Source organism: Bradyrhizobium sp. 172 (assembly GCF_023101065.1).
GTDB classification, from domain to species: domain Bacteria; phylum Pseudomonadota; class Alphaproteobacteria; order Rhizobiales; family Xanthobacteraceae; genus Bradyrhizobium; species Bradyrhizobium canariense_D.
The window spans coordinates 4,460,106-4,484,171 of the sequence record NZ_CP064701.1 but is presented as its reverse complement, the minus strand read 5'-3'; the positions used below and the strand labels follow the sequence as shown (position 1 = coordinate 4,484,171).

Genomic DNA, 24,066 nt, shown 5'->3' with positions numbered 1-24,066 from the left:
GCCGGTGCTTGTCAACTCAGTGCGAATCGCGCTCGCGCTGCTTCAGCTCATTGAGGAGTTGCTCGAGGTGCGTCGGCAGCCTGGCTTCGGGCCGCAGGCTCTGCTGGAGCCGTTCGCCCACCGCATCGCGGATCGAGCGGCTGGTGCGCCGGTCGATTTGCTCGCTATCGTCGGCGAAAAGGCTAACCATCGCAGAGTTCCGTGTTCTCAAAGAAGCGACACAGTACCAAGTCCTTGGCCCCCAAATGGTTTCGCCACTCGCGGCGATTGCGCGGCATTCTAGCAAAAATTGTGTGAAGCCGCGCAATATCCTCTCCGAATACAAAGCCCCGGCGCCGGGGGACGCCGGGGCTTCGCCTGGAAGGTACCTTGGGGGCTCAGGTATCTTTGGAAAGGTGCTGTCGGGCTCAGAAGCAGCGGTTGATCATCCGCCAGCGGGGTCCCCAGGGGGTCGGGACCAGCCGGCGCACATAGCAGCCGCCATAGCCGTAGGAGACGGGAGCATAGAAGCGCGGTCCACCCCAGCCGTGGCCGTTGTGCCAGCCACCGCCGCCGTGCCAGCCGCCGCCGCCACCATGCCAGTGCGCGGAGGCGGAGGTCGGCGCCAGCGCGGCACCAAGCGCAACCGCGGCGACGGCGGCGAGGGAAAGTTTCCTCAACATGGTGATCTCCTCAAATCTGTTGGCGCGGGGCTATCGCGTCGATGGAAAGGCCGCCGAAACGGTCTGCCTCTGAAAGAGGCTTTGGTTTCGATGGACCCGAGGTTATCCGAGCGAGGCTGAACCAAACCCTGACGTGGCCTTCAGAATGGGTTCATCTGGGTGAAATCATTGTAATCCACGTTGGACTTCCAACCCTGAAAGGGGGACCCACCACGCGTCCGCAATGGATGGGAAGGAGACCACGCTGAAGCTAAGCTTCGCGTCTGCCTTGAGTGCTACGGTCATATAGAGTCTGCCATGGTCGATCCTCAGTCACACCAGGAAGGGGCCTTCGCGTGATCACCGTTTGGGGCGGACAGACCTCGCGATCGATCCGGGTCGTATGGGTGCTGGAGGAGATGGGCCTTCCCTACCGCGTGCGGCAGGTGGACATGCTGGCCGCCAAGCAGGACCCCGAGTTCCTGGCGGTCAACCCCGCTGACTACATCCCCGCGATCCAGGACGGCGACGTCGTCATGGTCGAGTCGATCGCGATCATGGAGTACCTGATGGCCCGCTACGGGCCGACGCCGCTGGCGCCCGCGCCGCAGGATCCCACGTTCCCCGCCTACCAGCAATTTCTGCATCTGGGCGAAGCCGGTCTCGCGACCCTGATGATGCCCGTCGTCGTCAGCCGCTTCATCGCGCCCGACGCCGAACGGGAGAACTGGGGCGCGACCTGGTGCCTGCAGTCGTTCCAGAAGCGGCTAAAGCTTGTCAGCCAACGGCTTGCCGACTCGTCCTACCTTGCCGGCGAGGCTTTCACAGCAGCCGACATCTCGGTGACCTACGCCCTGAACCTGGGCCAACGGAACTGCGGGATCACCCTCGGCGACGCCGAACAGGCCTATTTCGCCCGCACCACCGGCCGCGACGCCTACAAGCGTGCCATGGAGCGTTCGCACGAAGGGGTGAACACCTGATTCCCGTTTCGTCCGCGAATCGAGACACGAGAGGTCAGCACTCAACGTCATGGGGTCGAAAGCGGCCCTAAGCCCGACGCCGACCTTCGGACGCCCAGATCGCCGCCATCTACAAGTATCGGTTCAGGTGAACACTCGCCCTCGGCCTGCGGCGAAGCCCCCGCGAGCCCGTTTGGGCGGTCGCTTGCCGTATCGCGAAGGCGCCGATATAAGCCCGGCAACTCCGAACCACTGTTTCTCTTCAAGGACAACATCATGGCCATCGAACGCACCTTCTCGATCATCAAGCCCGACGCCACCGCGCGCAATCTCACCGGTGCGGTTAACGCCGTGATCGAGAAGGCGGGCCTGCGCATCGTCGCGCAGAAGCGTATCCGCATGACCAAGGAACAGGCCGAGACCTTCTATGCGGTCCACAAGGCGCGCCCCTTCTTCGGTGAGCTCGTGGAGTTCATGACGTCGGGCCCCGTGGTCGTCCAGGTGCTGGAAGGCGAGGGTGCCGTCGCCAAGTATCGCGACGTGATGGGCGCGACCGATCCGTCCAAGGCGGCTGACGGCACCATCCGCAAGCTCTACGCAAAGTCGATCGGCGAGAACTCCGCGCACGGCTCGGATGCGCCGGAGACCGCCGCGATCGAGATCGCGCAGTTCTTCTCGGGCAACGAGATCGTCGGCTGATCCGTCAGCCGATAAGGTAACGAGACGCGGCGAAAGGACGTAGTGTGAACTGGCTCTGGCAGATCTTCGATCCCGCTACGATCGGGGCATTCTTCACCCAGTTCCGCGTTGAGATGGCCGAACCGACCTTTTGGGTCGCGGTCGGCAAGATCATCTGGATCAACATCCTCTTGTCCGGCGACAATGCGCTGGTGATCGCGCTTGCCTGTCGCGGCCTCAAGCCGCGGCATCGGCTGTGGGGCATGATCCTCGGTGCGGGCGCCGCGGTGCTGCTGCGGATCATCTTCACGGGCATCGTCGCGAGCCTGATGGAGTTGCCGTACCTCAAGCTGGTGGGCGGCCTCGCGCTGATCGTGATTGCGGCCAAGCTGCTGGTGCCGGAGCAAGAGGACGAGGACGGCGTCGAGTCGGCGTCGCATCTGTGGCAGGCCGTGCAGATCGTCGTCGTTGCCGACATCGTCATGAGCCTGGACAACGTCATTGCGGTGGCCGCGGCCGCCAATGGCAGCGTGCCCTTGCTGGTGCTCGGTCTTGCCATCAGCGTGCCCTTGATCGTCGCCGGCGCGGCGCTGATCATGGCGCTGCTCGCAAAGCTGCCGGTTCTGGTGTGGGCCGGCGCGGCGCTGCTCGGCTGGATCGCGGGCGAAGTGATCGCGACCGATCCCGGCATCGCGCCGAGGCTGCATGCGCTGTTCGACGGTCCGTTCGGCGCTTCGCTCGACAACATGCTCGGCGCCTTGCGCATCCCGCCGCAATTCGCCCATGGCGGCGGAGGCGGCGACTATCTCTGCGCAGCTCTCGGCGTCGTTGTCGTGCTGGTCGTCGGCTCCATCTGGCGCCGCCGCAGCATGAGCGCGGCCGCGCTCGAGTCCTCCGAACGCCACGTCAAGGCCTCGGCGGAGTAGATCTATCTTTTGAGCATGATCTCTTGGGAAAAGCGCTAGCGTCGGACGATCGAGCCGGCGCGGTTGATCAGGCGGGCGAGCGCGCGGAAGCGGCTGCCGACTCGATCCGCGACGAGATCGCCGAGGCGGTGCTCGAACACCAGCAACAGCTTGCGGCCCATGCTGCGGAAATGCGTCGCGGGCAAGACGCCCGGACGCGCCGCCGAGATCAGATGTGCGACGCGGAAGGCCGCGCCCAGCAGGCGGGCGCGTTCGAGCTGCGCCGGCGTCAGCAGCTCCTGCATGGCGACCGGCGGCTGGTTCTCCTCGCTGAGGCCCGCATAGCGATAGAACACGGACAACCCGACGAAGGCGCGCTCGGTGTGGGTGATCGCGCCGAAATTACCGTTGACGACGAGGCTCAGCGTCTGCTCGCCGCGATGGTCGGGATGCACGCGCCACCCGATGTCGGACAGCAGGCACGCGGCGTGGCGCAGGCGGCGGTCTTCTTCGGTCTCGCGCAGCTTCACCACGCGCGCGAGGCGGTCGGTCCAGGCGATCAGCTCGCGGGCGTGCTTTGCCGAACGCGACAGCAGCTGGTTCAGCTCCTCGGCCGCGCAGATCAGTCCGTCCTTGTTGCGCTCGGACTCCGGCAGCTTCTCGTGCAGCAGGCCCTCGCGCACGCCGAAGGTCGAGAACACGATGGTCTTCGGCTTCGCCACCCGGATGATGTGCTCGAGCACCAGCGCCGCATAGGTGAGGAGCGGACGCCGGGCATCGGCGACGATCTCGATGTCGGCGAGCATGCCGGCGGCCGCAAGCCGGCGGAGACGACGCGAGAAATCGAGCGCCTCGGCCGCCGAAATCGAATAGCCGTGCATCACCTGCAGCGGATAGCCGCTCTGGATGATGTGGATGCGCGCAAGCGCGCGCCAGGTGCCGCCGACCGCGTAGAAGCTGCGGCTGCTCCCCGCCTTGAGCTGCGGCACCCCATCGAGCGCTTCGCGCACGATGCGGTCGGCGCGTTTCAGGGATTTATGCGCGAGGTCCTGCAGCGCGAGGCCGCCGAGCGGCAGCGTCACGCCGCTGCGCACGGTGTTTTTGCGCACGTCGATCAGTTCGAGCGAGCCGCCGCCGAGGTCGCCGACGATGCCGTCAGGATGATGGATGCCGGAGATCACGCCAAGCGCCGACAGCCGCGCCTCGCGCGGGCCCGACAGGATCTCGATCTTCACCGCGCAGATGCGCTCGGCTTTCGCGATGAAGTCGGCGCCGTTGGAGGCATCACGGCAGGCGGCGGTCGCAATCGCAAACACCCGCCCGACCTGCATGACCCGGCACAGCGCATGGAAGCGCTTGAGCGAGGTCAGCGCCTTGTCGACGGCGTCGGGCGCAAGCAGTCCCGTGCTCTGCACTTCGCGCCCGAGGCCGCACAGCGTCTTCTCGTTGAAGATGGGAATGAGGCTCCGCGTCAGTCCCTCGTAGACGACGAGACGGACCGAGTTGGAGCCGATGTCGATGACCGCGACGCTCGAGCCGCGCTTGCGCGGCCGCTTCACGTCGACGATCCCGGATCAGGATTGATGACGTTCATTACGGCGCGTGAGGCGGCGCGGCGAGGATTCCTTGAGCGACTTACCACGGCCAGACAGACTCGGATTTGTCATGAAGTAGTTGTGGACGTTGAAAGGCTCCTCGCCCTTCGCGGTCTTCATACGCGTTGAGGACCCGTCCGGCAACAATTGCCAGCTCTGTTCATTGTCCTTGAGATTCGCGACCATGATCTGTTCGAGAACCTGCTGATGCACCGTGGGATTCTGCAGCGGACACAGCACCTCGACGCGGCGGTCGAGGTTGCGCGGCATCATGTCGGCTGAGGAGATATACACAGCCGCTTTCGCGCTCGGCAGGCCCTGGCCCATGCCGAAGCAGTAAATTCGGCCGTGTTCGAGGAATCGTCCGATGATCGACTTGACGCGGATGTTCTCCGACAAGCCGGGAATGCCGGGACGCAGGCAGCAGATACCGCGCACCACGAGTTCGACCTGCACGCCGGCCTGTGAGGCCTCGTAGAGCGCGTCGATGATGTCGGGGTCGACCAGCGCGTTCATTTTCATCCAGATCGCAGCAGGCCGGCCGTGCCGCGCATGCGCGGTCTCGCCCTGGATGTGCTCGATGATGCGCTTGCGCAAGGTCAGCGGAGACACCGCCATCTTTTCCAGATCGCTCGGCGCAGCGTAGCCGGTGATGAAGTTGAACACGCGCGCGGCGTCGCGGCCGATGGTCGGCTCCGAGGTGAAGTAGGAGAGGTCGGTGTAGATGCGCGCGGTCACCGGGTGGTAATTGCCGGTGCCGGTGTGGACGTAGGTCGTGAGGCTGCCGCCCTCGCGCCGCACCACCATCGAGAGTTTCGCGTGGGTCTTCAGTTCGAGGAAGCCGTAGACGACCTGCACGCCGGCGCGTTCGAGGTCGCGCGCCCAGCGGATGTTGGCCTCCTCGTCGAAGCGGGCCTTCAGCTCGATCAGCGCGGTGACGGATTTGCCGGCTTCGGCGGCTTCCACGAGCGCGCGCACGATCGGCGAGTTGCTGGAGGTGCGGTAGAGCGTCTGCTTGATGGCGACGACGTCGGGGTCGCGCGTCGCCTGCTGGAGAAACTGCACCACGACGTCGAAGGATTCGTAGGGGTGATGGACGACGAGGTCCTTCTGCCGGATCGCAGCGAAGATGTCGCCGCCTTGCTCGCGCACGCGCTCGGGATGGCGCGGCACGTAAGGGGTGAATTCGAGATCGGGCCGGTCAAGGCGGGTGAGCTGCGAGAGCTCGTTCATGGCGAGCACGCCATCGACCAGGAACACCTCGTCGTCGGCGGTCGACAGCGCGTGCTGCACGAAACTGCGCAGCTGCTCCGGCATCTTGGCGTCGATCTCGAGTCGGATCACCGAACCGCGGCGGCGGCGCTTCAGCGCGGTCTCGAACAGGCGGACGAGATCCTCGGCCTCTTCCTCGATTTCGAGTTCGGAGTCGCGGAGGACGCGGAAGGCGCCCTGGCCGTGAAGATTGTAGCCGGGGAACAGGCGGTTGATGAACAGCGCGGTGGCCTGCTCCAGCGAGATCAGCCGGACGACCTTGCCGTCAGCCGGCAGACGGATGAAGCGGTCGATCTTGCCGGGCATGCGGATCAGCGCGTTCATCTGCTTGCCGTCGGCGGCGCGCGTGAGCTGGAGCGCGATGGTGAAGCCGAGGCTCGGAATGAACGGGAAGGGGTGGGCCGGGTCGATCGCGAGCGGCGTCAGCAGCGGGAACACGTTGCTGAGGAAGTAGTCCTCGACCCAGGTTCGTTCCGCCTTGGTGACCTCCTTGCCCTCGACCAGCACGATACCCTCGTCGGCGAGCGTGCCGCGCAGGTCGCGCCAGATTGCCTGCTGGTCGGAGGCAAGCTGCGAGACGGTCCGGTTGATGAGCGCGAGCTGCTCGGACGGGGTCAGACCGTCGGGGCTGCGCTCAGCAATACCCTCGCGCACCTGGGCCTTGATGCCGGCGACGCGGACCATGAAGAACTCGTCGAGGTTATTCGCTGAAATCGACAGGAATCGCACCCTCTCCAGCATGGGGTGGCTGGGATTGACCGATTCCTCCAGGACGCGGCGGTTGAAGTGCAGCCAGGAAAGCTCGCGATTGATGAACCGCTCGGGGCTCGATGCGATCGCCGGCGGGCCTTCGGCTTCCGGGGCTTTTTCTTTAACTTCAACAGCTTGCGCAGAATCCATCAGAAGTCGGTCCATCCAGTTCGCCCCAATTTGCGACTTACGCGCAAAACCCGCGGGAGCATGTGTTAGAGCGATGACGTTTCGATGACATTGATGTTCCGCCGCCCGGCCGCGTCAACCCGCCTTGGTCAGACATCCCGGAGCAGCTCGGCCGCCAAGGCCCGGGTGACGGGGCGGCCGAGGCGCAAGGCCTCGCTGTCCAGCAGGTCCACAGCCCGTCGGGCGGCGGCCGAGGACCGCTCCAGGCGAGTGGCGAGGTAGCTGACCACGCTCTCGTCCACCGCGAGCTGGCGGTCGGCGCAGAACTTGACGATCAGGCCGCGGAAGAGCTGGTCGTCGGGCGGCAGCAGCGAGACAACGGGGACGGCGCGGAGCCGCGAGCGCAGGTCGGCGAGCTCGATCTCGAGAGACGCGGGCACCTCGCGTCCGGTGAAGAGGACGTAGGCGCCGTCCTCGCGGGCCAGATTCATCAGATGGAACAGGGCGCGCTCGTCGAATTCCCTGGCTTTGGGATCCTCGACCACCAGCGCGCCGGTGGCGAGCGCAGCCGGGACGGCCTCGGCGGTCAGCCCATTGGCCGTGGTCGAGCGGGCGCCTGAAGCCTCGGCCCAGATCGCGGCGAGATGGCTCTTGCCGCTTCCTTCCGGGCCGGCCAGCCACATGATTCGGTTCGGCCATTCCGGCCAGGCGTCGATGAGGGCAAGACCGGCGGCGTTGACGGGGCCTTCGAGGAAATTGTCCCGGCTCAGGCTCTCCGCATGCGGAAGCGAAAACGCCAACTGTCGGGGATGAACGCGGCTTGGCACGCTTGCTTTGCTCCGTGCCGGCGTGCCGGCTTCGTTTGACGAGATGCGACCTAATCGAGCGGGAGTTGGCCTTTTACGGGGCCGCTCCCAACTCACTTGGCCTCGATCGTGCTCATGTGCCGCAACCATTCGACAAGATAGAGCGACACGGAGGAGAGCGTGAAGACCGTGACGAGGCCCATCAGGATTATATCATAAGGACCGGGTTTGAAGCCGAAGGCGAGGGCGGCCAGCACCAGCGCCGCGAACGCCACTTGGGCCACAGTGTTGAGCTTGGATACCTTTGAGGGCTTCATCTCCACAGGTCGGTCGAACAGCCACGATATGATCACGGCGGCGACGATCATGATGTCGCGCGAGACCACCAGGATGACGATCCAGCGCGGAATCGCGCCCCAGATGCCGAGCGCCATGTAGATCGAGACCAGCAGCGCCTTGTCGGCGAGCGGGTCGAGCAAGGCGCCGAGCTCGCTCGTCATGTTGAAGCGCTTGGCAAGGAAGCCGTCGACCGCGTCGCTGATACCGGCGATCAGGAATACGGCGAACGCCACCTCCATTTGGCTCGACACGATGGCCCAGACGATGATCGGGACCAGCATGATGCGGCCCAAAGTAATGATGTTCGGTATACTCACACGGCGCTTCCCGGCACCCGGCCTGACCTCGAATTCGGCCCTTTGGAGGCTGAACCGGTTGATATCTCTACATAGTATACGGCGGCGCGCCATGCGAGCCATTGCGCGTCCCCGGAATTCGACGTAACCAGCCGCAAACCCACTGGAAATCGGGCATGACCGACCGCAAAAACGGCCTCACTTACGCCGATTCAGGCGTCGATATCGATGCGGGCAACCGCTTGGTCGACCTGATCAAGCCGATGGTGCGCGCCACCGCACGGCCCGGCGCCGACGCCGAAATCGGCGGATTCGGCGGCCTGTTCGATCTCAAGGCGGCCGGTTTCAAGGATCCCATCCTGGTGGCCGCGACCGATGGCGTCGGCACCAAGGTCAAGATCGCGATCGAGACCGGCCTGCATGGCGGGATCGGCATCGACCTCGTCGCCATGAGTGTCAACGACCTCGTGGTGCAGGGCGCCGAGCCGCTGTTCTTCCTCGACTATTTTGCCTGCGGGAAGCTCGATCCGGAGGCGACCGCGTCGATCGTCGCCGGTGTCGCCGAAGGCTGCCGCGAATCCGGCTGCGCCCTGATCGGTGGCGAGACGGCCGAGATGCCCGGCCTCTACAAAGACGGCGACTACGACCTCGGCGGCTTTGCCGTCGGCGCCGCGGAGCGGGGCACGCTCTTGCCGCGCAAGGACATCGCCGCCGGCGATGCCGTGATCGGGCTCGCTTCGTCGGGCGTGCACTCCAACGGTTTCTCGCTGGTGCGCAAGATCGTGGAACAATCCGGCCTCGGCTTCGGGGCGCAGGCGCCGTTTGCGCCCGTCATGACGCTGGGCGGCGCGTTGCTGACGCCGACGCGTCTCTACGTCAAATCCTGCCTGCGCGCGATCCGCGAGACCGGCGCGGTGAAGGGGCTTGCCCACATCACCGGCGGCGGCTTTACCGACAACATTCCGCGCGTGCTGCCGAAGCATCTCGGCGTCGGTATCGATCTGGCGCGCCTGCCAGTGCTGCCGGTGTTCAAATGGCTGGCCGCGCAGGCCGGCATCGCCGAGCTCGAAATGCTGCGGACCTTCAATTGTGGGATCGGCATGATCGCGATTGTCGAGCCGGACAAGGTCGAAGAGGTCGTGGAGATCTTCACTGACGCCGGTGAGACCGTGGCACAGCTCGGTAGCGTGATCCTGGCCGAGGGCGAGCACCGCGTCGTCTATAACGGCCATCTCGACCTGGCGCTGTAATGACCGGCGCTGTAATGAAACGCCGCGTCGCCATCCTGATTTCCGGCCGTGGCTCCAACATGGCTGCGCTGATCAAGGGCGCGGCCGCGCCGGATTTTCCGGCGGAGATTTCGCTCGTCATCTCGAACAAGGCCGATGCGCTGGGGCTGGAAAGGGCCAAAGCGAGCGGCGTGAAGACGCTGGTGATCGAAAGCAAGCCGTTCGGCAAGGACCGCGCCGGCTTCGAGAAGGTGCTGCAAGCAGCACTCGATCAGCACGGCATCGAGCTGATTTGCCTCGGCGGCTTCATGCGCCTGTTCACGGCCGAATTCACCAAGGCGTGGTACGGGCGGATGCTCAACATTCATCCCTCGCTGCTGCCGTCCTTCCCCGGTCTCGACCCGCACGGCCAGGCCTTGCGCGCCGGCGTCAAGCTGTCCGGCGCGACGGTGCACTTCGTGATCCCCGAGACCGACGCCGGCCCAATCGTGATGCAGGGCGCGGTTCCCGTCAGCGACCACGACACGGCGGACACGCTGTCGGAGCGTATCCTTGAAGTCGAGCACCGCATCTATCCCGCAGCACTGAGCCTGCTCGCGACCGGCAAGGTCCAGATCGAGGGCGATGTGTGCAAGACCGCGGGCAGCGGGCCGTCGGAGAATTTTCTGGTTTCGCCGTTGGTGCGGTGAAGCGCCGTCGCACTCGGAATACTTCTCATTCCAAACAAAAACCCCCGGCAGAGCCGGGGGCAACGTCATGATCTCTTGCGCAGACCGCGAGAGAAATCAGGAAACCTTGAGGTTCTCCGCGGATGCCTTGCCGCGGTTCTCCACGAGATCGTATTCAACCACCTGATTTTCATTGAGGGTCGAGAGTCCGGCGCGCTCGACGGCGGAGATGTGGACGAAGACGTCCTTGTCACTGCCGTTCGGCTTGATGAACCCATAGCCCTTGGTCGGGTTGAACCATTTGACGGTGCCCTTTTGCGGCATCCTCAGTCTCCTCCGCTAGATACAAAAACGACGCGGCCGCTTTTCGCGTGCCACGCCACAAACGGGCTTCCGGTAGTCTGTTCGAGTCTTGAGTCTCAATGTCGCGAAACGCACAGTCGAGCGGCCAATTCCGATTGTGTCCGATATTGCAACATGAAAATCGCCCGTTAGCAAGCCGCGCGCGAATTTCAAGACTTCGACCCGAGTGCCCGTCCGCAATTTGCGACCTGTGGCCGCGGAACCACAATCGGAAGCAATGCCTTTGCCGGGACGCGCCAGCCGGTTGACCCTCAGTAACAGTTCGGAACAAATCGCGGCACGCGTGCGCCGCTCCTGTTGCTTTTTTGCGCGCCGCCCTTTGCTTCAGGACTTGTCGCCATGTGCTGCATTTCGCAGCCCTCAGAGACACGGCAGGCGATCAGGCTGAACCGCGTCCGCTGGATCGCGGCTGCCGTGGCGTTTGCTCTCATCATGGTACTGTCGACGACATCAGGCTTTGCGCAGAGTCCCACGCCCACGCCGACCCCGACACCCACGCCGTCACCGACGCCGATTCCGATGCCAATTCCGATGCCGACCGCGACCAATTACGACCAGTCGGCCGGCAACAGCTCGCTCAATCTCGGCTCGAATTTCCTGGAGCGGCTCGGAAACCAGGCATCTGGCGGCGTCAACCGGGCGTTTCGGACCAATCCCGGCGGCGGCGGCGCGTCGGCGAGCACGGAAGACCCGCGCTACCGCACCTGGTTCGAGGGTTATGGCATCTCGGTCCGGACGGATGCGCAAGGAGACTTTGTCGGCGACAAGCGCAAGACGTTTGGCGGTGTCGCAGGCTTTGGCGCGCGGCTCGCGCCGGGTGTCAATCTCGGCTTCTCCGTCGACCAGAGCCACACCGATATCGACGTGCCGCTCGCACTTCAGTCCGCCACGCTGGATCTGACGCAACTCGGCTTCAGCGGCTCGGTCGACAAGGGCCCCTGGACCTGGGCCTTCGCGGTGGTGCACGGCTTTGGCAAGGTCCGCTCCAGCCGGGATACTGGCCTGGGACTTGCGACCGCGGGTTATCGCGCCGCAATCGACGGCGCGCTGACCGAGATCAGCTATTACTGGACCAAGGACCAGATGCGCATCGTGCCCAAGGGCGCACTGGAATATGTCCGCGCCACCAGCGTCGCGTTCCAGGAGGTTGGCGGCCTCGATCCACTCAATGTCGGCTCGACGGCGCTCTCGCGCGCGCGCGTCATGATCGGAGCCGAGATCGGGCGCTACTTCATCTTCGACCAGAAGATCCTGGACCTGTCCGCCTACGGCAAGTTCGTCGACAATTTCTATCAGAACCTGGGATCGGTGCAGGTCAGCCTCGGGACCCAGAGCATCGTCGTGCCCGGCATCGGCGAGAGCCGCTACGGTACGGATGCAGGCGCCTCGGCCTCGCTCAGCCTGACCAACACGGCGCGGCTCTACGTCAACTACGACGGCAAGTTCCGCAACGAGCTGACGTCGCACCAGGGCACGGTCGGCTTCGAATATCGGTGGTGAAGCGAAGCCTGCCCGCGTCGGCCAGAGGAGGATCCGGAAAACTGCGAAGCGGTTTTACGAAAGCATCATGCTCGAGCTTTAAGTCGGCATTGCCGCGACATAACCCGTCAATCCAAAGGCCGCGCGCGCGGCCGTCATCATCGGCGCCAGCGCGTTCGGGTGGATGAACTCGTCGCGGAAACAGGGATGGATCTTGGGATCGAAGATTTTCTTCAGCCAATCGACCACGATCTTGTGGCGCTCGGAGGCGCGGAACTCCTTATGATAGGTGAGCCAGAGATCGGCGTGGTGGCTGACGCCGAGATCGACGGCAACCAGCGGGGCGCCGAGCGCGATCGAAACCGTCGGCAGGAATCCGATGCCGGCGCCGCGCTCCACCGCATAGAGCACGCCGACCGAGGAGTTGGTCTTGATCCCGACGATGCCCTCGAGCGACTTCAGTCCGAGCACGCGGGCGTAGGCGCCGTCGTCGACCTGCGGAGCGCTCTGCTTGATGATGCGGTGGTTCTTCAGCTCGGCCAGGGTCGCGGGCACGCCGTAGAGGTTTTCGTACTCCTTGGAGACGAAGGGATAGATGTGCAGGCGGCCGAGCTTGGCGACGATCAGATCGGGATTGGTCGGCGGCTCGAGCTGGATCGCGATATCGGATTCGAGCCGCGCGACGTCGGCCTGTTCCATCGCGCAGCGCAGGTCGACGGTGATCTTGCGATAGGTTTTCTGGAAATCGATCAGTCGCGGCAGAATCCAGAAATTTCCGGGGCCTTCCGTCACCGCGACGCGCACGGTGCCTGACATATCGTTCGACGATCGCGAAGCACGCCGGAACACATTGAAGGCATGACGCTCCATGTGCGCGACGTCGGCGATCATCGCGCTGCCTTCGTCGCTGAGCGTGAGCCCGCTCTGGTCGCGCAGGAACAGCTTGCAGTCGATGCTCTCTTCGAGCCGGTCGATCCTGCGCATCAGGGTGGTGGAGGTGAGCCCGAGCTCCTCGGCGGCGTTGCGGAAGCTTTTATATTTTGCGCAAGCTAAAAACAGTTTCAAATCGTCCCAGGACATGTCCAGGGTTTCTTCACGGTGCTGCATCACCGCAGCACCCCGGTGCAATAACTGCTGCATACGCCTGATCCCCAGCCGCTAAGCTCATCGCCATAGCGGGGCACGAAAGCCGCGAACGATAGAGGGGCGACATGAGTATGGAAAGGGGCTCGTTTGCCGCAAGGCATGATTTCGACGCGCTGCCGCTCAGTCCGGATGTCGACGTCCGTCGCGCCAAATTTTCCGAAATCGCCGCGCTTTCGCAGTTGGCGCACCGGCTGGTGCCGGGCGTTCGGATCGGGGCGACTGAGCTTGCAAAATATTTCGCCTTCGATCCCGAGAGCATCCTGACTTTCAGCCGGAAGGGCAACCTTGTCGGCGGCATGGCCTTCCTGTTTCTCAACGATCGCGGGCATGATGCGTTGCTGCTCGACGAGATCTGCCTCACCGCGCCGGAGACGCGCTATCTCGCGTCCGCGAAGGAAGACGTTTCCGCTATCTACATCTGGGCGATCGCGGCGACGGGGCGCGGCGTCGCCGGTCTCGGCAAGGCCGCGGCTCATCTTAGACAGCTAAGGTTTCGCAACGCGGATTGCTATGCGCAGCCGTCAACCGTGGCCGGCCGCGACATCATGAAAGCGACAGGCTTCGAGCCTGTTCCAAGCTTCCAACCCGACCTCTGGTGCTACGAGCGGCCCTGGCATCGGCAGCCGATGCGCATGCCGAGCGCGATCATCCAAGCAAGGAGTTTTGCAGATGCACGGTACTAGGATTCCTCTCGCCAAGCCCGATTCCCGCGCCATCACCATTCGCCTCGCGCGCGATCTCACCGATCTCATGCTGGTCACCTCGATCCGCTCAGCCGTCTATCTCGCCGAGCAGGATTGCCCGTTCGATGAAGAGTTCGACGGCAACGACATGGTTGCCGCGCATTTCATCGGCTATGTCGGCAACGAGCCTGCGGGCTGTCTGCGGGTGCGGTTCTTCGGCGATTTCGCCAAGGTGGAACGGCTTGCGGTGCGGCACCAATACCGGCGGTCGCGCGTCTCGTTCAAGCTGGTACAAGCGAGCGTCGACTATGTGAAGCGCAAGGGCTTTCGCAAGATCTACGGCCAGGCGCAGGACCGGCTGGTCGATTTCTGGGCCCATTTCGGCGCCAAGCCGCTTGGTCACAATCGCAAGATCACATTTTCCGACTTCTCCTACACAGAAATGCTGCTGGAGATCGAACCGGGTCCGGATGCCATTACGCTGGACAGCGATCCTTACGTGATCATCCGCCCCGAGGGCGATTGGGACCGGCCGGGCGTGCTCGACGCCTCGGCAGGACGGGCTGTGACGTCGCCGCTGCGGGACGTCGCGCTCGCTGGCCGTTGAAACTGGTGCAGCTGCGCGCAAAACCATGCTGGTTTCCATCACAGACGATCCGCCGATCCTGGTCTGCGCGGATCTCCAGGTCGAATATCTGACCCCCGGACGTCGCCACGTCATCCTCGACGGCGATGCCGCAACGGCGCGCTGCGTGGAACTGCTGACGTTCTGGCGCGACAATCTCTGGCCGGTGATGCATCTGAAGCGCATCGCGCAGGCGGCCTGGTTCAATCCGGCATCCAAGCTGACCGATTGGATCGCGAAGGCGAAGCCGCGGCCGGGAGAAATGACCTTCGAGCACCCGCTGCCGTCGGCCTACAGTTCGGCGCGGTTTGTGGACTACATGTCCAATATCCGCAATGTCCGTTGCGTGCTCGCGGGCTTTTCCCTGGACGAAACCGTCCTGGCCACCGCTATTGACGGGTTTCACCGCAGTCATCGCTTCCAGGTGGTGGCCGACGCGGTGGCCTGCCGGCAGCCGGGGACTGGCGATGCTGCCGCCTACAAGCATGCGGTAGTGAATGTGATCGGGAATTTTGCTACAATCCAGTCCAGCGCCGAACTGATCAGAACCAGCGGCGCCGTTGCGGTGTAGGCGGCCGCGATCGACGGATGGAGTGGGACATTGTCACGGGGAGATCAGCTCGAGGAGCTGGCAAGCGACCTGTCGCGTGCCGCCGAGGCGGCACGCCGTCTTGGTCTGCCAACGACGGTGTATCTGCTCTCGATGGCGCTGGTGGAGGTGCGGGAGGCCGCTGCCGCCGATAGCGATGGGAATGACGACGGTGCGGCGTGACAGCTGCCCGATGTGCGGCTTTGTGCAACGCAGCTGAGCGCTTCCTGCCGACGAATTGACGTTGCAAGTTTTGCGCGGTGGCAATAGCCAAGGAGCTGGATCATCGAGTGATGACGCTGGCCGCGCCGGCGACGTGACGCTTTCAAGGATTCCTGCAAATGTCCATGCTGCCCAATTCGCAAGAGGCCCGGGATGTGGCCTACCAGCTCCATCCCTACACCAACGCGCGCGCCCATCAGCAGGCCGGTCCCCTGGTGATCGAACGCGGCGAGGGGCCTTACGTGTTCGATGCGTCAGGCAAGCGCTATTTCGAGGCGATGGCAGGCCTGTGGAGCGTCGGACTCGGCTTCAACGAGAAGCGGCTGGTCGACGCCGCGCACAAGCAGATGCTGGCGCTGCCGTTCTATCACACGTTCTCCGCCAAATCGCACGGGCCCTCGATCGATCTCGCCGAGAAGCTGGTCGCGCTCGCGCCTGTTACGATGAGCAAGGTGTTCTTCACCAATTCCGGCTCGGAGGCCAACGACACTGTTCTGAAGTTGATTGCCTATCGTTCCAATGCGCTCGGCCAGCCACAGCGCAAGAAGGTGATCAGCCGGATGCGCGCCTATCACGGCGTCACCATCGCGTCCGCCAGCCTCACCGGGCTGCCGAACAACCACCGCTCTTTCGACTTGCCGCTCCCGAACATCCTGCACACGGGCTCGCCGCATTTCTACAAGGATGGCGCGCCCGGGGAGAGCGAGGAAGCGTTCGCGACGCGGCGGGCCGAGGAACTCGATGCGCTGATCCAGAAGGAAGGCCCGGACACGATCGCTGCGTTCTTCGGCGAGCCGGTGATGGGCGCGGGCGGCGTCATCGTGCCGCCGGCGACCTATTGGGACAAGATCCAGAAGGTGCTGAACAAGTACGACATCCTGTTGGTCGCCGACGAGGTCATCTGCGGCTTCGGCCGCACCGGCAAGATGTTCGGCTGCGAAACCTACGGCATCAAGCCCGACGCCATCGTGGTCTCCAAGCAGATCACCTCGAGCTATTTCCCGCTGTCGGCCATCATGATGAACGATCGCATGTTCGAACCGATCGCCGACGAGAGCAACAAGATCGGCGTGCTCGGCCACGGCTTCACCGCGGGCGGCCATCCGGTCGGCTCGGCGATTGCGCTCGAGAATTTGAAGATCATCGAGGAGCGGGGCCTGGTTGCGCACGCCGCCGAGCTCGGTGGCTACATGCAAGGCAAGCTGCGTGAACTCACCAGCCATCCACTGGTGGGCGAGGTCCGCGGTGTCGGCATGATCGCTGCGATCGAACTGGTGCTGGACAAGGCGCGCAAGACCGCAGCGGCAACGCCGGGCGCCGTCGGCGGCATGGCCAGCCGCATGCTGCAGGAGCGCGGCGTTATCTCGCGCAACATGCTCGATGCCATTGCCATCTGCCCGCCGCTGATCGTCACCAAGACTCAGATCGACGAGCTGGTCGCGGCGATTTCAGGTGTGCTGGACGACATGAAGCCGGAAGTGGCGAAGCTGACGCCGGCGTAGGGACGGCGCTTCACGCGTGAGCGTAGCGCTCTATCACACCCCCGGTGTCGTCCTGGCCTAGTGCGCAATTGCGCACTAGGCCAGGACGACATCGGGAGGCATCGGGGCTATTCCGCTCGCTGAACCCCGATCACGCGGCCTTTCTCGACCGCCAGCGCCAGCTCGCCGCGCTTCAGTTTCAGGGCGGCCTCGCCGAACAGCTCGCGGCGCCAGCCGCGTAGCGCCGGCACGTCGGCCTCGTCGTCGGCCGCAATCTCCTCGAGATCGTCGACGGTCGCAATCACCTTGCTGGCGACCGCATGGCGCTCCGCGGTCATGCGCAGCAACACCTTCAACAGTTCGACGATCGCGGCGCCATTGTTATTGTTGCGCGGCTTTTCCAGCTTCGGCAGCGTGGCGTGATCGCGCGCCAGCCCGCGCTCGACAGCGGCGACGATGTCGGCGCCCCATTTGGATTTCTCAAAACCCTTCGGCACGGAGCGCAGGTTTGCGAGCTTCTCGATCGTGTTCGGCGCATGGGTCGCGATGTCGCTGACGGCCTCGTCGCGCAGCACGCGGCCTCGCGGCACGTCGCGGCTCTGCGCCTCCTGCTCGCGCCAGGCGGCGACCTCCATTAGGACCGCAAGGTCCTTGGGCTTGCGCACCCGCGTCTTGAGCCGTTCCCAGGCGCGCTCGGGATGGAAGTCGTAGGTCTTGGGCGAGGTCAGGACTTCCATCTCGATCGAGACCCATTCGCTGCGCCGGCGCTTTTTAAGGTCGGCATCGAGCGCTGCGAACACGTCGCGCAGATGCGTGACGTCGGACACGGCGTAGTGCATCTGCTCCTTGGTCAGCGGCCGGCGCGACCAGTCGGTGAAGCGGTGGGTCTTGTCCGGGCGGTGTCCGGTGACCTTCTCGACCAGGGCGTCGTAGGCGATGCTGTCGCCGTAGCCGAGCACCATGGCCGCGACCTGGGTATCGAACACCGGGTGCGGGATGATACCCGCCTGGTGCCAGATGATCTCGATGTCCTGGCGGGCGGCGTGGAACACCTTCAACACGCCCTCGTTGCCCATCAGCTCGAAGAACGGCTTGAGGTCGATGCCCTCGGCCAGGGTGTCGATGACGATTGCTTCCTCGGCGCTGGCCATCTGCACCACGCACAGCAGCGGGTAATAGGTGGTCTCGCGCAGGAACTCGGTATCGACGGTAATGACGGGGTGCTTGGCCAGCCGGCTGCAGGCAGCCGCAAGGTCAGCGGTGGTGGTAATCAAATCCATGAACGGCCCATGACAAGTCCATCAGCCGTTCTGCCGAAAGCGCTGTGATGTCAAGGGGCTCGAAGCGAATTCGAGCCTTGCATTTGGACCGGAATCGCATTTTCCGACGAAAATCCTATTCGTAGCGGACCCGCCGGGAGGGTTTGCGCGCGCAGGGCAGTGCCACCACGACCACGCACATGGCGACCAGCGCCAGCCCCAGGAACTCGAAAACCAACAGATCCACGGCAAAATCCCCCAGCAACATTGCTAAACTTGTCGGGGGCGAATTGAGGGTCTGTTAATTCTCGTGGTTACCGGCGGCGGGTCGGGCCGGATGGTGGACGGGGGGTTAACGGCCGCGGCATGCTATGCAGGCGTCACGGCATCCGGCGTCAGGTCATGAGCTTCGGCAGGGCGGTCGCCAAGGCGTCCACGGCGGCGCGAACTTTCGGCGGCATCCGGGACGAGCGTGGCCAGAGCGCGTGACAGTCGTAGAGAAATCCCGGCTGACCGCTCAACAGAGTGACGAGTCTACCGGCGCGCAGGCGTTCGCGGACTAGCCAGTATGGCAGCCAGGCCAGTCCCATCCCCTGTGACGCGGCGTCCGCGATCGCGTCGAGATCGTCGAGCCTGAGCCTTCCCGCCGGCACGATTTCGCTCGGAGGCTGGCCCTCGCGGGGAAACAGCCACGGCCGGACGCGTCCGGAGCGGCGATAGATGATCGCCTGATGCTGGGCAAGATCGTCGAGCGATTTCGGCTTGCCGTTGGCGCGCAAGTACGAGCGCGTGCCGCACACCACCATGCGCTGGCTTGCGATGCGCCGCGTCATCAGGCCGGATTGATCGTGTAGATCGCCGGTCCGGATCGCAAGATCATAGCGGCCCTCGATGATGTCAGCGATCGGGTCGCCGAACGAGAGATCGAGCTCCAGATGGGGATATCGTCGCGCGAGCTTCATCAGCAAGGGGGCGATGCAGTGCCGGCCCAGCAGGGCGGGCATGGTCACGCGGAGCCGGCCACGCGGCTCGGACAATTCATCGGAAGCGACGGCGTCGGCGGCCACGGCTTCAGCGAGCACAGTGCGGCAGCGCTCGTAGTAGGCTTGGCCAGTCTCGGTCAGGCTCTGGCGCCGTGTGGTGCGGTTGAGGAGGCGGACGCCCAGGCGCTCCTCGAGGAAACGAACGTGCTTGCCGACCATTGGCCCCGACATTTCGAGCGCATCGGCGGCAGCGGCGAACGAGCCCACATCCACCGCCTTGACGAAGACGGCCATGCTGGTCAGGCGGTCCATGATTGCAAACTCCTGGTTTCGACTGTTCACCTCTCCGCACGCTTTATCCGGCGCCGCCCGGTTGGCATAGGTCCATTGAATTCAATTATTTTGGAGTGTGTTCATGGCGCGCGTCGTTCGCTTCCGCAGACATGGTGGCCCCGAGGTGCTGCGCATCGAGACCGTCGACGTCGCGCCGCCAGGGAGGCGCGAGGTGCAGATCAGGGTCAAGGCCCTCGGGCTCAATCGCGCGGAAGCGCTCTTGCGGAAGGGGACCTATATCGAGACCGCGACCTTTCCGTCCGGCCTCGGTCTCGAGGCCGCCGGCATCGTCGAGGCGATCGGCGAAGGCGTGAGCGGCTTCTCGCCGGGCGAGGTCGTCAGCATCGTGCCGCCCGTGTCGATGGTGCGATGGCCGGCTTATGGCGAGCTCGTCACGTTTCCGGCGGAGTTCGTCGTTAAGCACCCGCCCGAGCTCGGCTTCGACGCCGCGGCCGCGGTATGGATGCAATATCTGACGGCGTTCGGCGCTCTGGTCGATATTGCTGGGCTGGAGCGAGGGGAGTCCGTAGTCATCACCGCGGCGTCGAGTAGCGTCGGGCTTGCAGCGATTCAGATCGCGAACCGGATCGGTGCGATCCCGATTGCAGTGACGCGAACCTCGATCAAGCGGCAGGCCCTGCGCGATGCTGGCGCCGCCGACGTTATCGCCTCCGTGGAAGAGGACATCCGGTCACGGCTGCAGGACATTGTCGGCTCAAACGGCGTTCGCGTGGTGTTCGACGCGGTCGGCGGTCCCATATTTGGGCCGCTCACCGCCGCGATGTCGCCGGGTGGCGTTCTCATCGAATATGGCGGCCTGAGCCCAGAGCCAACGCCGTTTCCGCTGGTCAACGTCCTGACCAAGAGCCTGACGCTGCGCGGCTATCTCGTGCACGAGATCATCCGCGACCCCGCGCGGCTTGCTAACGCGAAGACCTTCATCCTCGACGGGCTGCGGGACGGTGCATTGCAACCGATCATCGCCAAAACGTTTCAGTTTGAGGAGATCGTCGAAGCGCATCGCTTTCTGGAGTCAAACGAGCAGTTCGGCAAGATCGTGGTAACGATCTGAGCGAATGATCGTCTTGAACAAACGGTTTCGGCACCCCGGCATCTGGATTATGCCTTCGGCTCGTCCACCGTGCGCACCGAGCTTGCCTCACGTCCCGCAGAACGTCTGCAGCACCCGCTGCTCCGGCAGCGGCGGATCGGCGTAGGCTGCATAGCCCGGCTGGCCCTCGAACGGTTTAGCCAGCACCTTCACGAATTCCTCGAACGGCGTGTAGTCGTCATCGTTGACCGCGGCCTGGATCACGGCCTCGACGCGGTGGTTGCGCGGGATGAACATCGGGTTGACGGCGTGCATGGCGGCTTGCCGTTCGGCTGCGGTTTGCGGCTCCAGCGCCGTGCGCTCGTGCCAGCGCCTGGCCCACTCGTCGAACGCCGCGGGGTCCATGAATTGCGCGCGTGCATCGTCAGCAGCCGGATCGCCAGCGGCGTCGCCGAGTTTGCGGAAGGTGAGGGTGAAGTCGGCCTGGTTCTTGGCCATGGCGTCCAGCAGGTCCTGGATCAGCGCGTCGTCGCCGTCGCGCTCCGTGAACAGGCCGATTTTCTTGCGCAGGCCCGCCTGATAGGCGTCGCTGAACGTGTCGGAGAAGGCGCCAAGAATGTCCTGGGCCTCGGCGACCGCCTTTTCCTGATCGTCGGAAAACAGCGGCAGCAGGCATTCGGCAAGCCGGGTCAGATTCCACAGCGCGATGCGCGGCTGGTTGGCATAGGCGTAGCGGCCCATCTCGTCGATCGAGGAAAACACTTGCGACGGATTGTAGGCGTCCATGAAGGCGCACGGACCGTAATCGATGGTCTCGCCTGATATCGATGAGTTGTCGGTGTTCATCACGCCGTGGATGAAGCCGACTAGCAGCCAGCGTGCGACCAGATCGGCCTGGCGTGCGACGACGCCACCGAGCAGCGCGTGATAGGGCCGCTCGGCGCCGAGCACCTCCGGATAGTGCCTGGCGATGACGTGGTCGGCGAGCCGGCGAATGGCATCGGTGTCGCGGCGGACGGCGAAGAACTGGAAGGTGCCGACGCGGATATGGCTCGAGGCGACGCGGGTCAGCACCGCGCCGGGCAGCGCGGTCTCGCGGATGACGTGCTCGCCGGTGACGACGGCAGCGAGTGAGCGCGTGGTGGGGATGCCCAATGCGAACATCGCCTCGCTGACGATGTATTCGCGCAGCACCGGCCCGAGCGCGGCACGGCCGTCGCCGCGGCGGGAGAATGGGGTGGGACCGGAGCCCTTGAGCTGGATGTCGCGGCGGATGCCGTCCTTGTCGATGACCTCGCCGAGCAGGACCGCCCGTCCGTCGCCCAGCTGCGGAACGAATTGCCCGAACTGGTGGCCGGCATAGGCCATGGCGATCGGATCGGCGCCGGCGGGAACCGTCTTGCCGGCCAGGATTTCGGCGCCCTCAGGGGTTTCCAGCACATCAGGATCCAGCCCGAGCTGGACCGCCAGCGGCCGGTTCAGCTTGATCAGCCGGGGCGCTGCCACCGGCGTCGGTGCGACCCGGGCGAAAAAGCTGTCCGGCAGCGCCGAATAGGAGTTCTGGAACGGGAAATGGACTGTCATGGCCTCAAGATAGGCGTGGAACGCCTGATGGCAAAGGCTTGAGCCGAGATTGGGCAAAAATGGCCACTTCCAGCCGAAAACGGGCCGTTCCCTTGGTTGCCGCCCCCGTCCTGCCGAGGTAAACCCTGCCGCAACTTTGAACCTGCCGTTTCGGCGGTTCGATTCGATCCTCCGACATTGAATTTGGGACGACCATGCATCGCTACCGGTCACATACATGCGGCGCGCTCCGCGAGAGCAACATCGGCGAGACGGTCCGCCTTTCAGGCTGGGTCCATCGCGTTCGCGACCATGGCGGCGTGCTGTTCATCGACCTGCGCGACCATTACGGCCTGACCCAGTGCGTGGTCGATCCGGACTCGCCGGCGTTCTCGCAGGCCGAAAAGCTGCGTTCGGAATTCGTGGTGCGGATGGACGGTAAGGCCCGTCGCCGCCCCGAAGGCACCGACAATGACGATCTGCCGACTGGCAAGATCGAGATCTATGTCAGCGAGATCGAGGTGCTGGGCCCGGCCGGCGACCTGCCGCTGCCGGTGTTCGGCGACCAGGAATATCCTGAAGACGTCCGTCTGAAGTACCGCTTCCTCGATCTGCGTCGCGAGAAGCTGCACCAGAACATCATGACGCGCGTCGAAATCATCAAGTCGATGCGTCGGCGCATGGAGGGGCAGGGCTTCTTCGAGTTCAACACGCCGATCCTGACCGCGTCCTCGCCGGAGGGCGCGCGCGACTTCCTGGTGCCGTCGCGCATTCATCCCGGCAAGTTCTATGCCCTGCCGCAGGCGCCGCAGCAGTACAAGCAGCTCTTGATGATGTCGGGCTTCGATCGCTACTTCCAGATCGCGCCCTGCTTCCGCGACGAGGATCCACGCGCGGATCGTCTGCCGGGCGAGTTCTACCAGCTCGACGTCGAGATGAGCTTTGTCACGCAGGACGATGTCTTCGCCGCGATGGAGCCTGTCATCACGGGTGTGTTCGAGGAGTTTGCCAAGGGCAAGCCGGTGACCAAGGGCTGGCGCCGGATTCCGTTCGCGGAAGCCTTGCGCAAATACGGCAGCGACAAGCCGGACCTGCGCAACCCGATCGAGATGCAGGACGTCTCCGAACACTTCCGCGGCTCCGGCTTCAAGGTGTTCGCGCGCATGTTGGAGGACCCCAAGAACCAGGTCTGGGCGATCCCGGCGCCGGGTGGCGGCTCGCGCGCCTTCTGCGACCGCATGAACTCCTGGGCGCAGGGCGAAGGTCAGCCCGGCCTCGGCTACATCATGTGGCGCGAGGGCGGCGAAGGTGCCGGTCCGCTTGCCAACAACATCGGTGCTGAGCGCACCGCCGCGATCCGCGCGCAGATCGGCGTGAAGGAAGGCGACGCCGCCTTCTTCGTCGCCGGCGATCCCGACAAGTTCTGGAAATTTTCAGGGTTGGCCCGCAACAAGGTCGGCGAGGAGTTGAACCTCACCGACAAGGAGCGGTTCGAGCTGGCCTGGATCGTCGACTTCCCGATGTACGAGTACAACGACGAGGACAAGAAGGTCGACTTCTCGCACAACCCGTTCTCGATGCCGCAGGGCGGTCTCGATACCTTGAAGGGCCAGGACCCGCTGACCATCAAGGCGTTCCAGTACGACATCACCTGCAACGGCTACGAGATCGCCTCGGGTGGCATCCGCAACCACGTGCCGGAAGCGATGGTGAAGGCGTTCGAGATCGCGGGCTATGGCGAGCAGGAAGTCGTCGATCGCTTCGGCGGCATGTACCGCGCCTTTCAGTACGGCGCCCCGCCGCATGGCGGCATGGCCGCCGGTGTCGACCGCATCGTCATGCTCTTGTGCGGCACCAACAATCTGCGCGAGGTCTCGCTGTTCCCGATGAACCAGCAGGCCATGGACCTCCTGATGGGCGCACCGTCGGAGCCCAGCCCCAAGCAGCTCCGCGAGCTGCACGTGAAGGTGAGCCTGCCGCAGAAGTGAGGCTGTCTCCACAGCGTCATTGCGAGCGAAG

General features: G+C 64.4%; 25 protein-coding genes. 13 read left to right on the top strand and 12 right to left on the bottom strand.

Features of this window, described 5'->3' with window-relative positions; genetic code table 11:
- Positions 1 to 16: 16 nt before the first annotated feature.
- Both IVB07_RS21735 and IVB07_RS21730 read right to left on the bottom strand, forming a co-directional pair.
- On the bottom strand, positions 17 to 190 hold the full coding sequence (locus IVB07_RS21735) for a hypothetical protein (protein ID WP_007609361.1): 174 nt from the start codon (positions 188 to 190) through the stop codon (positions 17 to 19).
- A 217-nt stretch (positions 191 to 407) separates the two neighbouring features.
- On the bottom strand, positions 408 to 662 hold the full coding sequence (locus tag IVB07_RS21730) for a hypothetical protein (protein WP_018459083.1): 255 nt from the start codon (positions 660 to 662) through the stop codon (positions 408 to 410).
- Between the two features lie 335 nt (positions 663 to 997).
- Between IVB07_RS21730 and IVB07_RS21725 the strand changes: the two genes are divergently transcribed.
- The 3 genes from IVB07_RS21725 to IVB07_RS21715 all read left to right on the top strand — a co-directional run bounded on the left by IVB07_RS21725 (position 998) and on the right by IVB07_RS21715 (position 3,207).
- The gene (locus tag IVB07_RS21725; protein ID WP_018459082.1) at positions 998 to 1,624 is read left to right on the top strand and encodes a glutathione S-transferase family protein; all 627 of its coding nucleotides are present in this window, start codon (positions 998 to 1,000) and stop codon (positions 1,622 to 1,624) included.
- A 255-nt stretch (positions 1,625 to 1,879) separates the two neighbouring features.
- Positions 1,880 to 2,302 carry a nucleoside-diphosphate kinase gene (ndk, locus tag IVB07_RS21720; protein WP_018456271.1) on the top strand — a complete coding sequence of 141 codons (423 nt, stop codon included), beginning with the start codon at positions 1,880 to 1,882 and terminating at the stop codon, positions 2,300 to 2,302.
- A gap of 44 nt (positions 2,303 to 2,346) precedes the next feature.
- Positions 2,347 to 3,207 carry a TerC family protein gene (locus tag IVB07_RS21715; RefSeq protein WP_018456272.1) on the top strand — a complete coding sequence of 287 codons (861 nt, stop codon included), beginning with the start codon at positions 2,347 to 2,349 and terminating at the stop codon, positions 3,205 to 3,207.
- Between the two features lie 35 nt (positions 3,208 to 3,242).
- Here the strand turns inward: IVB07_RS21715 and ppx are convergent, their stop codons facing one another.
- From ppx to IVB07_RS21695, 4 genes are all read right to left on the bottom strand, one after another.
- Positions 3,243 to 4,745 (bottom strand): exopolyphosphatase, encoded by a 1,503-nt coding sequence (gene ppx, locus IVB07_RS21710; protein WP_018456273.1) that lies wholly within the window; start codon positions 4,743 to 4,745, stop codon positions 3,243 to 3,245.
- Positions 4,746 to 4,760: 15 nt separating this feature from the next.
- Positions 4,761 to 6,953, bottom strand: a complete 2,193-nt coding sequence (locus IVB07_RS21705; RefSeq protein ID WP_026233127.1) for an RNA degradosome polyphosphate kinase — start codon at positions 6,951 to 6,953, stop codon at positions 4,761 to 4,763.
- A gap of 128 nt (positions 6,954 to 7,081) precedes the next feature.
- Positions 7,082 to 7,759 carry a DnaA/Hda family protein gene (locus tag IVB07_RS21700; RefSeq protein WP_026233128.1) on the bottom strand — a complete coding sequence of 226 codons (678 nt, stop codon included), beginning with the start codon at positions 7,757 to 7,759 and terminating at the stop codon, positions 7,082 to 7,084.
- Between the two features lie 92 nt (positions 7,760 to 7,851).
- A complete protein-coding gene (locus tag IVB07_RS21695; protein WP_026233129.1) occupies positions 7,852 to 8,394 on the bottom strand; it encodes a CDP-alcohol phosphatidyltransferase family protein in 543 nt (180 codons plus the stop codon).
- Between the two features lie 155 nt (positions 8,395 to 8,549).
- Here IVB07_RS21695 and purM point away from each other — a divergent pair, with 155 nt between their 5' ends.
- Together purM and purN are read left to right on the top strand one after the other, a co-directional pair.
- A complete protein-coding gene (purM, locus tag IVB07_RS21690; protein ID WP_018456277.1) occupies positions 8,550 to 9,623 on the top strand; it encodes a phosphoribosylformylglycinamidine cyclo-ligase in 1,074 nt (357 codons plus the stop codon).
- A gap of 14 nt (positions 9,624 to 9,637) precedes the next feature.
- Positions 9,638 to 10,291, top strand: a complete 654-nt coding sequence (gene purN, locus IVB07_RS21685; protein WP_204511004.1) for a phosphoribosylglycinamide formyltransferase — start codon at positions 9,638 to 9,640, stop codon at positions 10,289 to 10,291.
- Positions 10,292 to 10,387: 96 nt separating this feature from the next.
- Here the strand turns inward: purN and IVB07_RS21680 are convergent, their stop codons facing one another.
- Positions 10,388 to 10,594, bottom strand: a complete 207-nt coding sequence (locus tag IVB07_RS21680; protein WP_007591938.1) for a cold-shock protein — start codon at positions 10,592 to 10,594, stop codon at positions 10,388 to 10,390.
- Positions 10,595 to 10,972: 378 nt separating this feature from the next.
- Here IVB07_RS21680 and IVB07_RS21675 point away from each other — a divergent pair, with 378 nt between their 5' ends.
- A complete protein-coding gene (locus IVB07_RS21675; protein WP_026233131.1) occupies positions 10,973 to 12,133 on the top strand; it encodes an autotransporter outer membrane beta-barrel domain-containing protein in 1,161 nt (386 codons plus the stop codon).
- A gap of 78 nt (positions 12,134 to 12,211) precedes the next feature.
- On the opposite strand, the gene IVB07_RS21670 is transcribed toward IVB07_RS21675, so the two are convergent.
- Positions 12,212 to 13,252: a LysR family transcriptional regulator gene (locus IVB07_RS21670; RefSeq protein ID WP_018456281.1), complete on the bottom strand. Its 1,041-nt coding sequence runs from the start codon at positions 13,250 to 13,252 to the stop codon at positions 12,212 to 12,214.
- Between the two features lie 71 nt (positions 13,253 to 13,323).
- On the opposite strand from IVB07_RS21670, the gene IVB07_RS21665 reads away from it, so the two are divergent.
- The 5 genes from IVB07_RS21665 to IVB07_RS21645 all read left to right on the top strand — a co-directional run bounded on the left by IVB07_RS21665 (position 13,324) and on the right by IVB07_RS21645 (position 16,879).
- Complete coding sequence (locus tag IVB07_RS21665; protein WP_026233132.1) at positions 13,324 to 13,941, top strand: hypothetical protein; 618 nt, start codon at positions 13,324 to 13,326, stop codon at positions 13,939 to 13,941.
- Positions 13,928 to 14,548, top strand: coding sequence for a GNAT family N-acetyltransferase (locus tag IVB07_RS21660; protein ID WP_018456283.1), 621 nt, complete (start codon positions 13,928 to 13,930; stop codon positions 14,546 to 14,548). The genes IVB07_RS21665 and IVB07_RS21660 overlap by 14 nt, the downstream gene beginning before the upstream one ends.
- Positions 14,549 to 14,573: 25 nt before the next feature.
- Positions 14,574 to 15,137, top strand: a complete 564-nt coding sequence (locus IVB07_RS21655) for an isochorismatase family protein (protein WP_018456284.1) — start codon at positions 14,574 to 14,576, stop codon at positions 15,135 to 15,137.
- A 30-nt stretch (positions 15,138 to 15,167) separates the two neighbouring features.
- Entirely contained in the window at positions 15,168 to 15,338 is a 171-nt protein-coding gene (locus IVB07_RS21650) for a hypothetical protein (RefSeq protein ID WP_007609402.1), read from the top strand.
- A gap of 158 nt (positions 15,339 to 15,496) precedes the next feature.
- Positions 15,497 to 16,879 carry an aspartate aminotransferase family protein gene (locus IVB07_RS21645; protein ID WP_018456285.1) on the top strand — a complete coding sequence of 461 codons (1,383 nt, stop codon included), beginning with the start codon at positions 15,497 to 15,499 and terminating at the stop codon, positions 16,877 to 16,879.
- Positions 16,880 to 16,986: 107 nt separating this feature from the next.
- Here the strand turns inward: IVB07_RS21645 and rnd are convergent, their stop codons facing one another.
- The 3 genes from rnd to IVB07_RS21635 form a co-directional block, all read right to left on the bottom strand.
- A complete protein-coding gene (gene rnd / locus IVB07_RS21640; RefSeq protein ID WP_018456286.1) occupies positions 16,987 to 18,138 on the bottom strand; it encodes a ribonuclease D in 1,152 nt (383 codons plus the stop codon).
- A gap of 115 nt (positions 18,139 to 18,253) precedes the next feature.
- Positions 18,254 to 18,385, bottom strand: a complete 132-nt coding sequence (locus tag IVB07_RS40440) for a hypothetical protein (protein WP_018456287.1) — start codon at positions 18,383 to 18,385, stop codon at positions 18,254 to 18,256.
- A 127-nt stretch (positions 18,386 to 18,512) separates the two neighbouring features.
- Positions 18,513 to 19,412 (bottom strand): LysR family transcriptional regulator, encoded by a 900-nt coding sequence (locus IVB07_RS21635; RefSeq protein WP_018456288.1) that lies wholly within the window; start codon positions 19,410 to 19,412, stop codon positions 18,513 to 18,515.
- A gap of 103 nt (positions 19,413 to 19,515) precedes the next feature.
- Here IVB07_RS21635 and IVB07_RS21630 point away from each other — a divergent pair, with 103 nt between their 5' ends.
- The gene (locus tag IVB07_RS21630; protein ID WP_018456289.1) at positions 19,516 to 20,505 is read left to right on the top strand and encodes a zinc-dependent alcohol dehydrogenase family protein; all 990 of its coding nucleotides are present in this window, start codon (positions 19,516 to 19,518) and stop codon (positions 20,503 to 20,505) included.
- Positions 20,506 to 20,592: 87 nt separating this feature from the next.
- Here the strand turns inward: IVB07_RS21630 and IVB07_RS21625 are convergent, their stop codons facing one another.
- On the bottom strand, positions 20,593 to 22,068 hold the full coding sequence (locus IVB07_RS21625) for a protein adenylyltransferase SelO (RefSeq protein WP_026233133.1): 1,476 nt from the start codon (positions 22,066 to 22,068) through the stop codon (positions 20,593 to 20,595).
- Between the two features lie 194 nt (positions 22,069 to 22,262).
- Between IVB07_RS21625 and aspS the strand changes: the two genes are divergently transcribed.
- Entirely contained in the window at positions 22,263 to 24,035 is a 1,773-nt protein-coding gene (gene aspS / locus IVB07_RS21620) for an aspartate--tRNA ligase (protein ID WP_018456291.1), read from the top strand.
- The last annotated feature ends 31 nt before the right edge of the window (positions 24,036 to 24,066 follow it).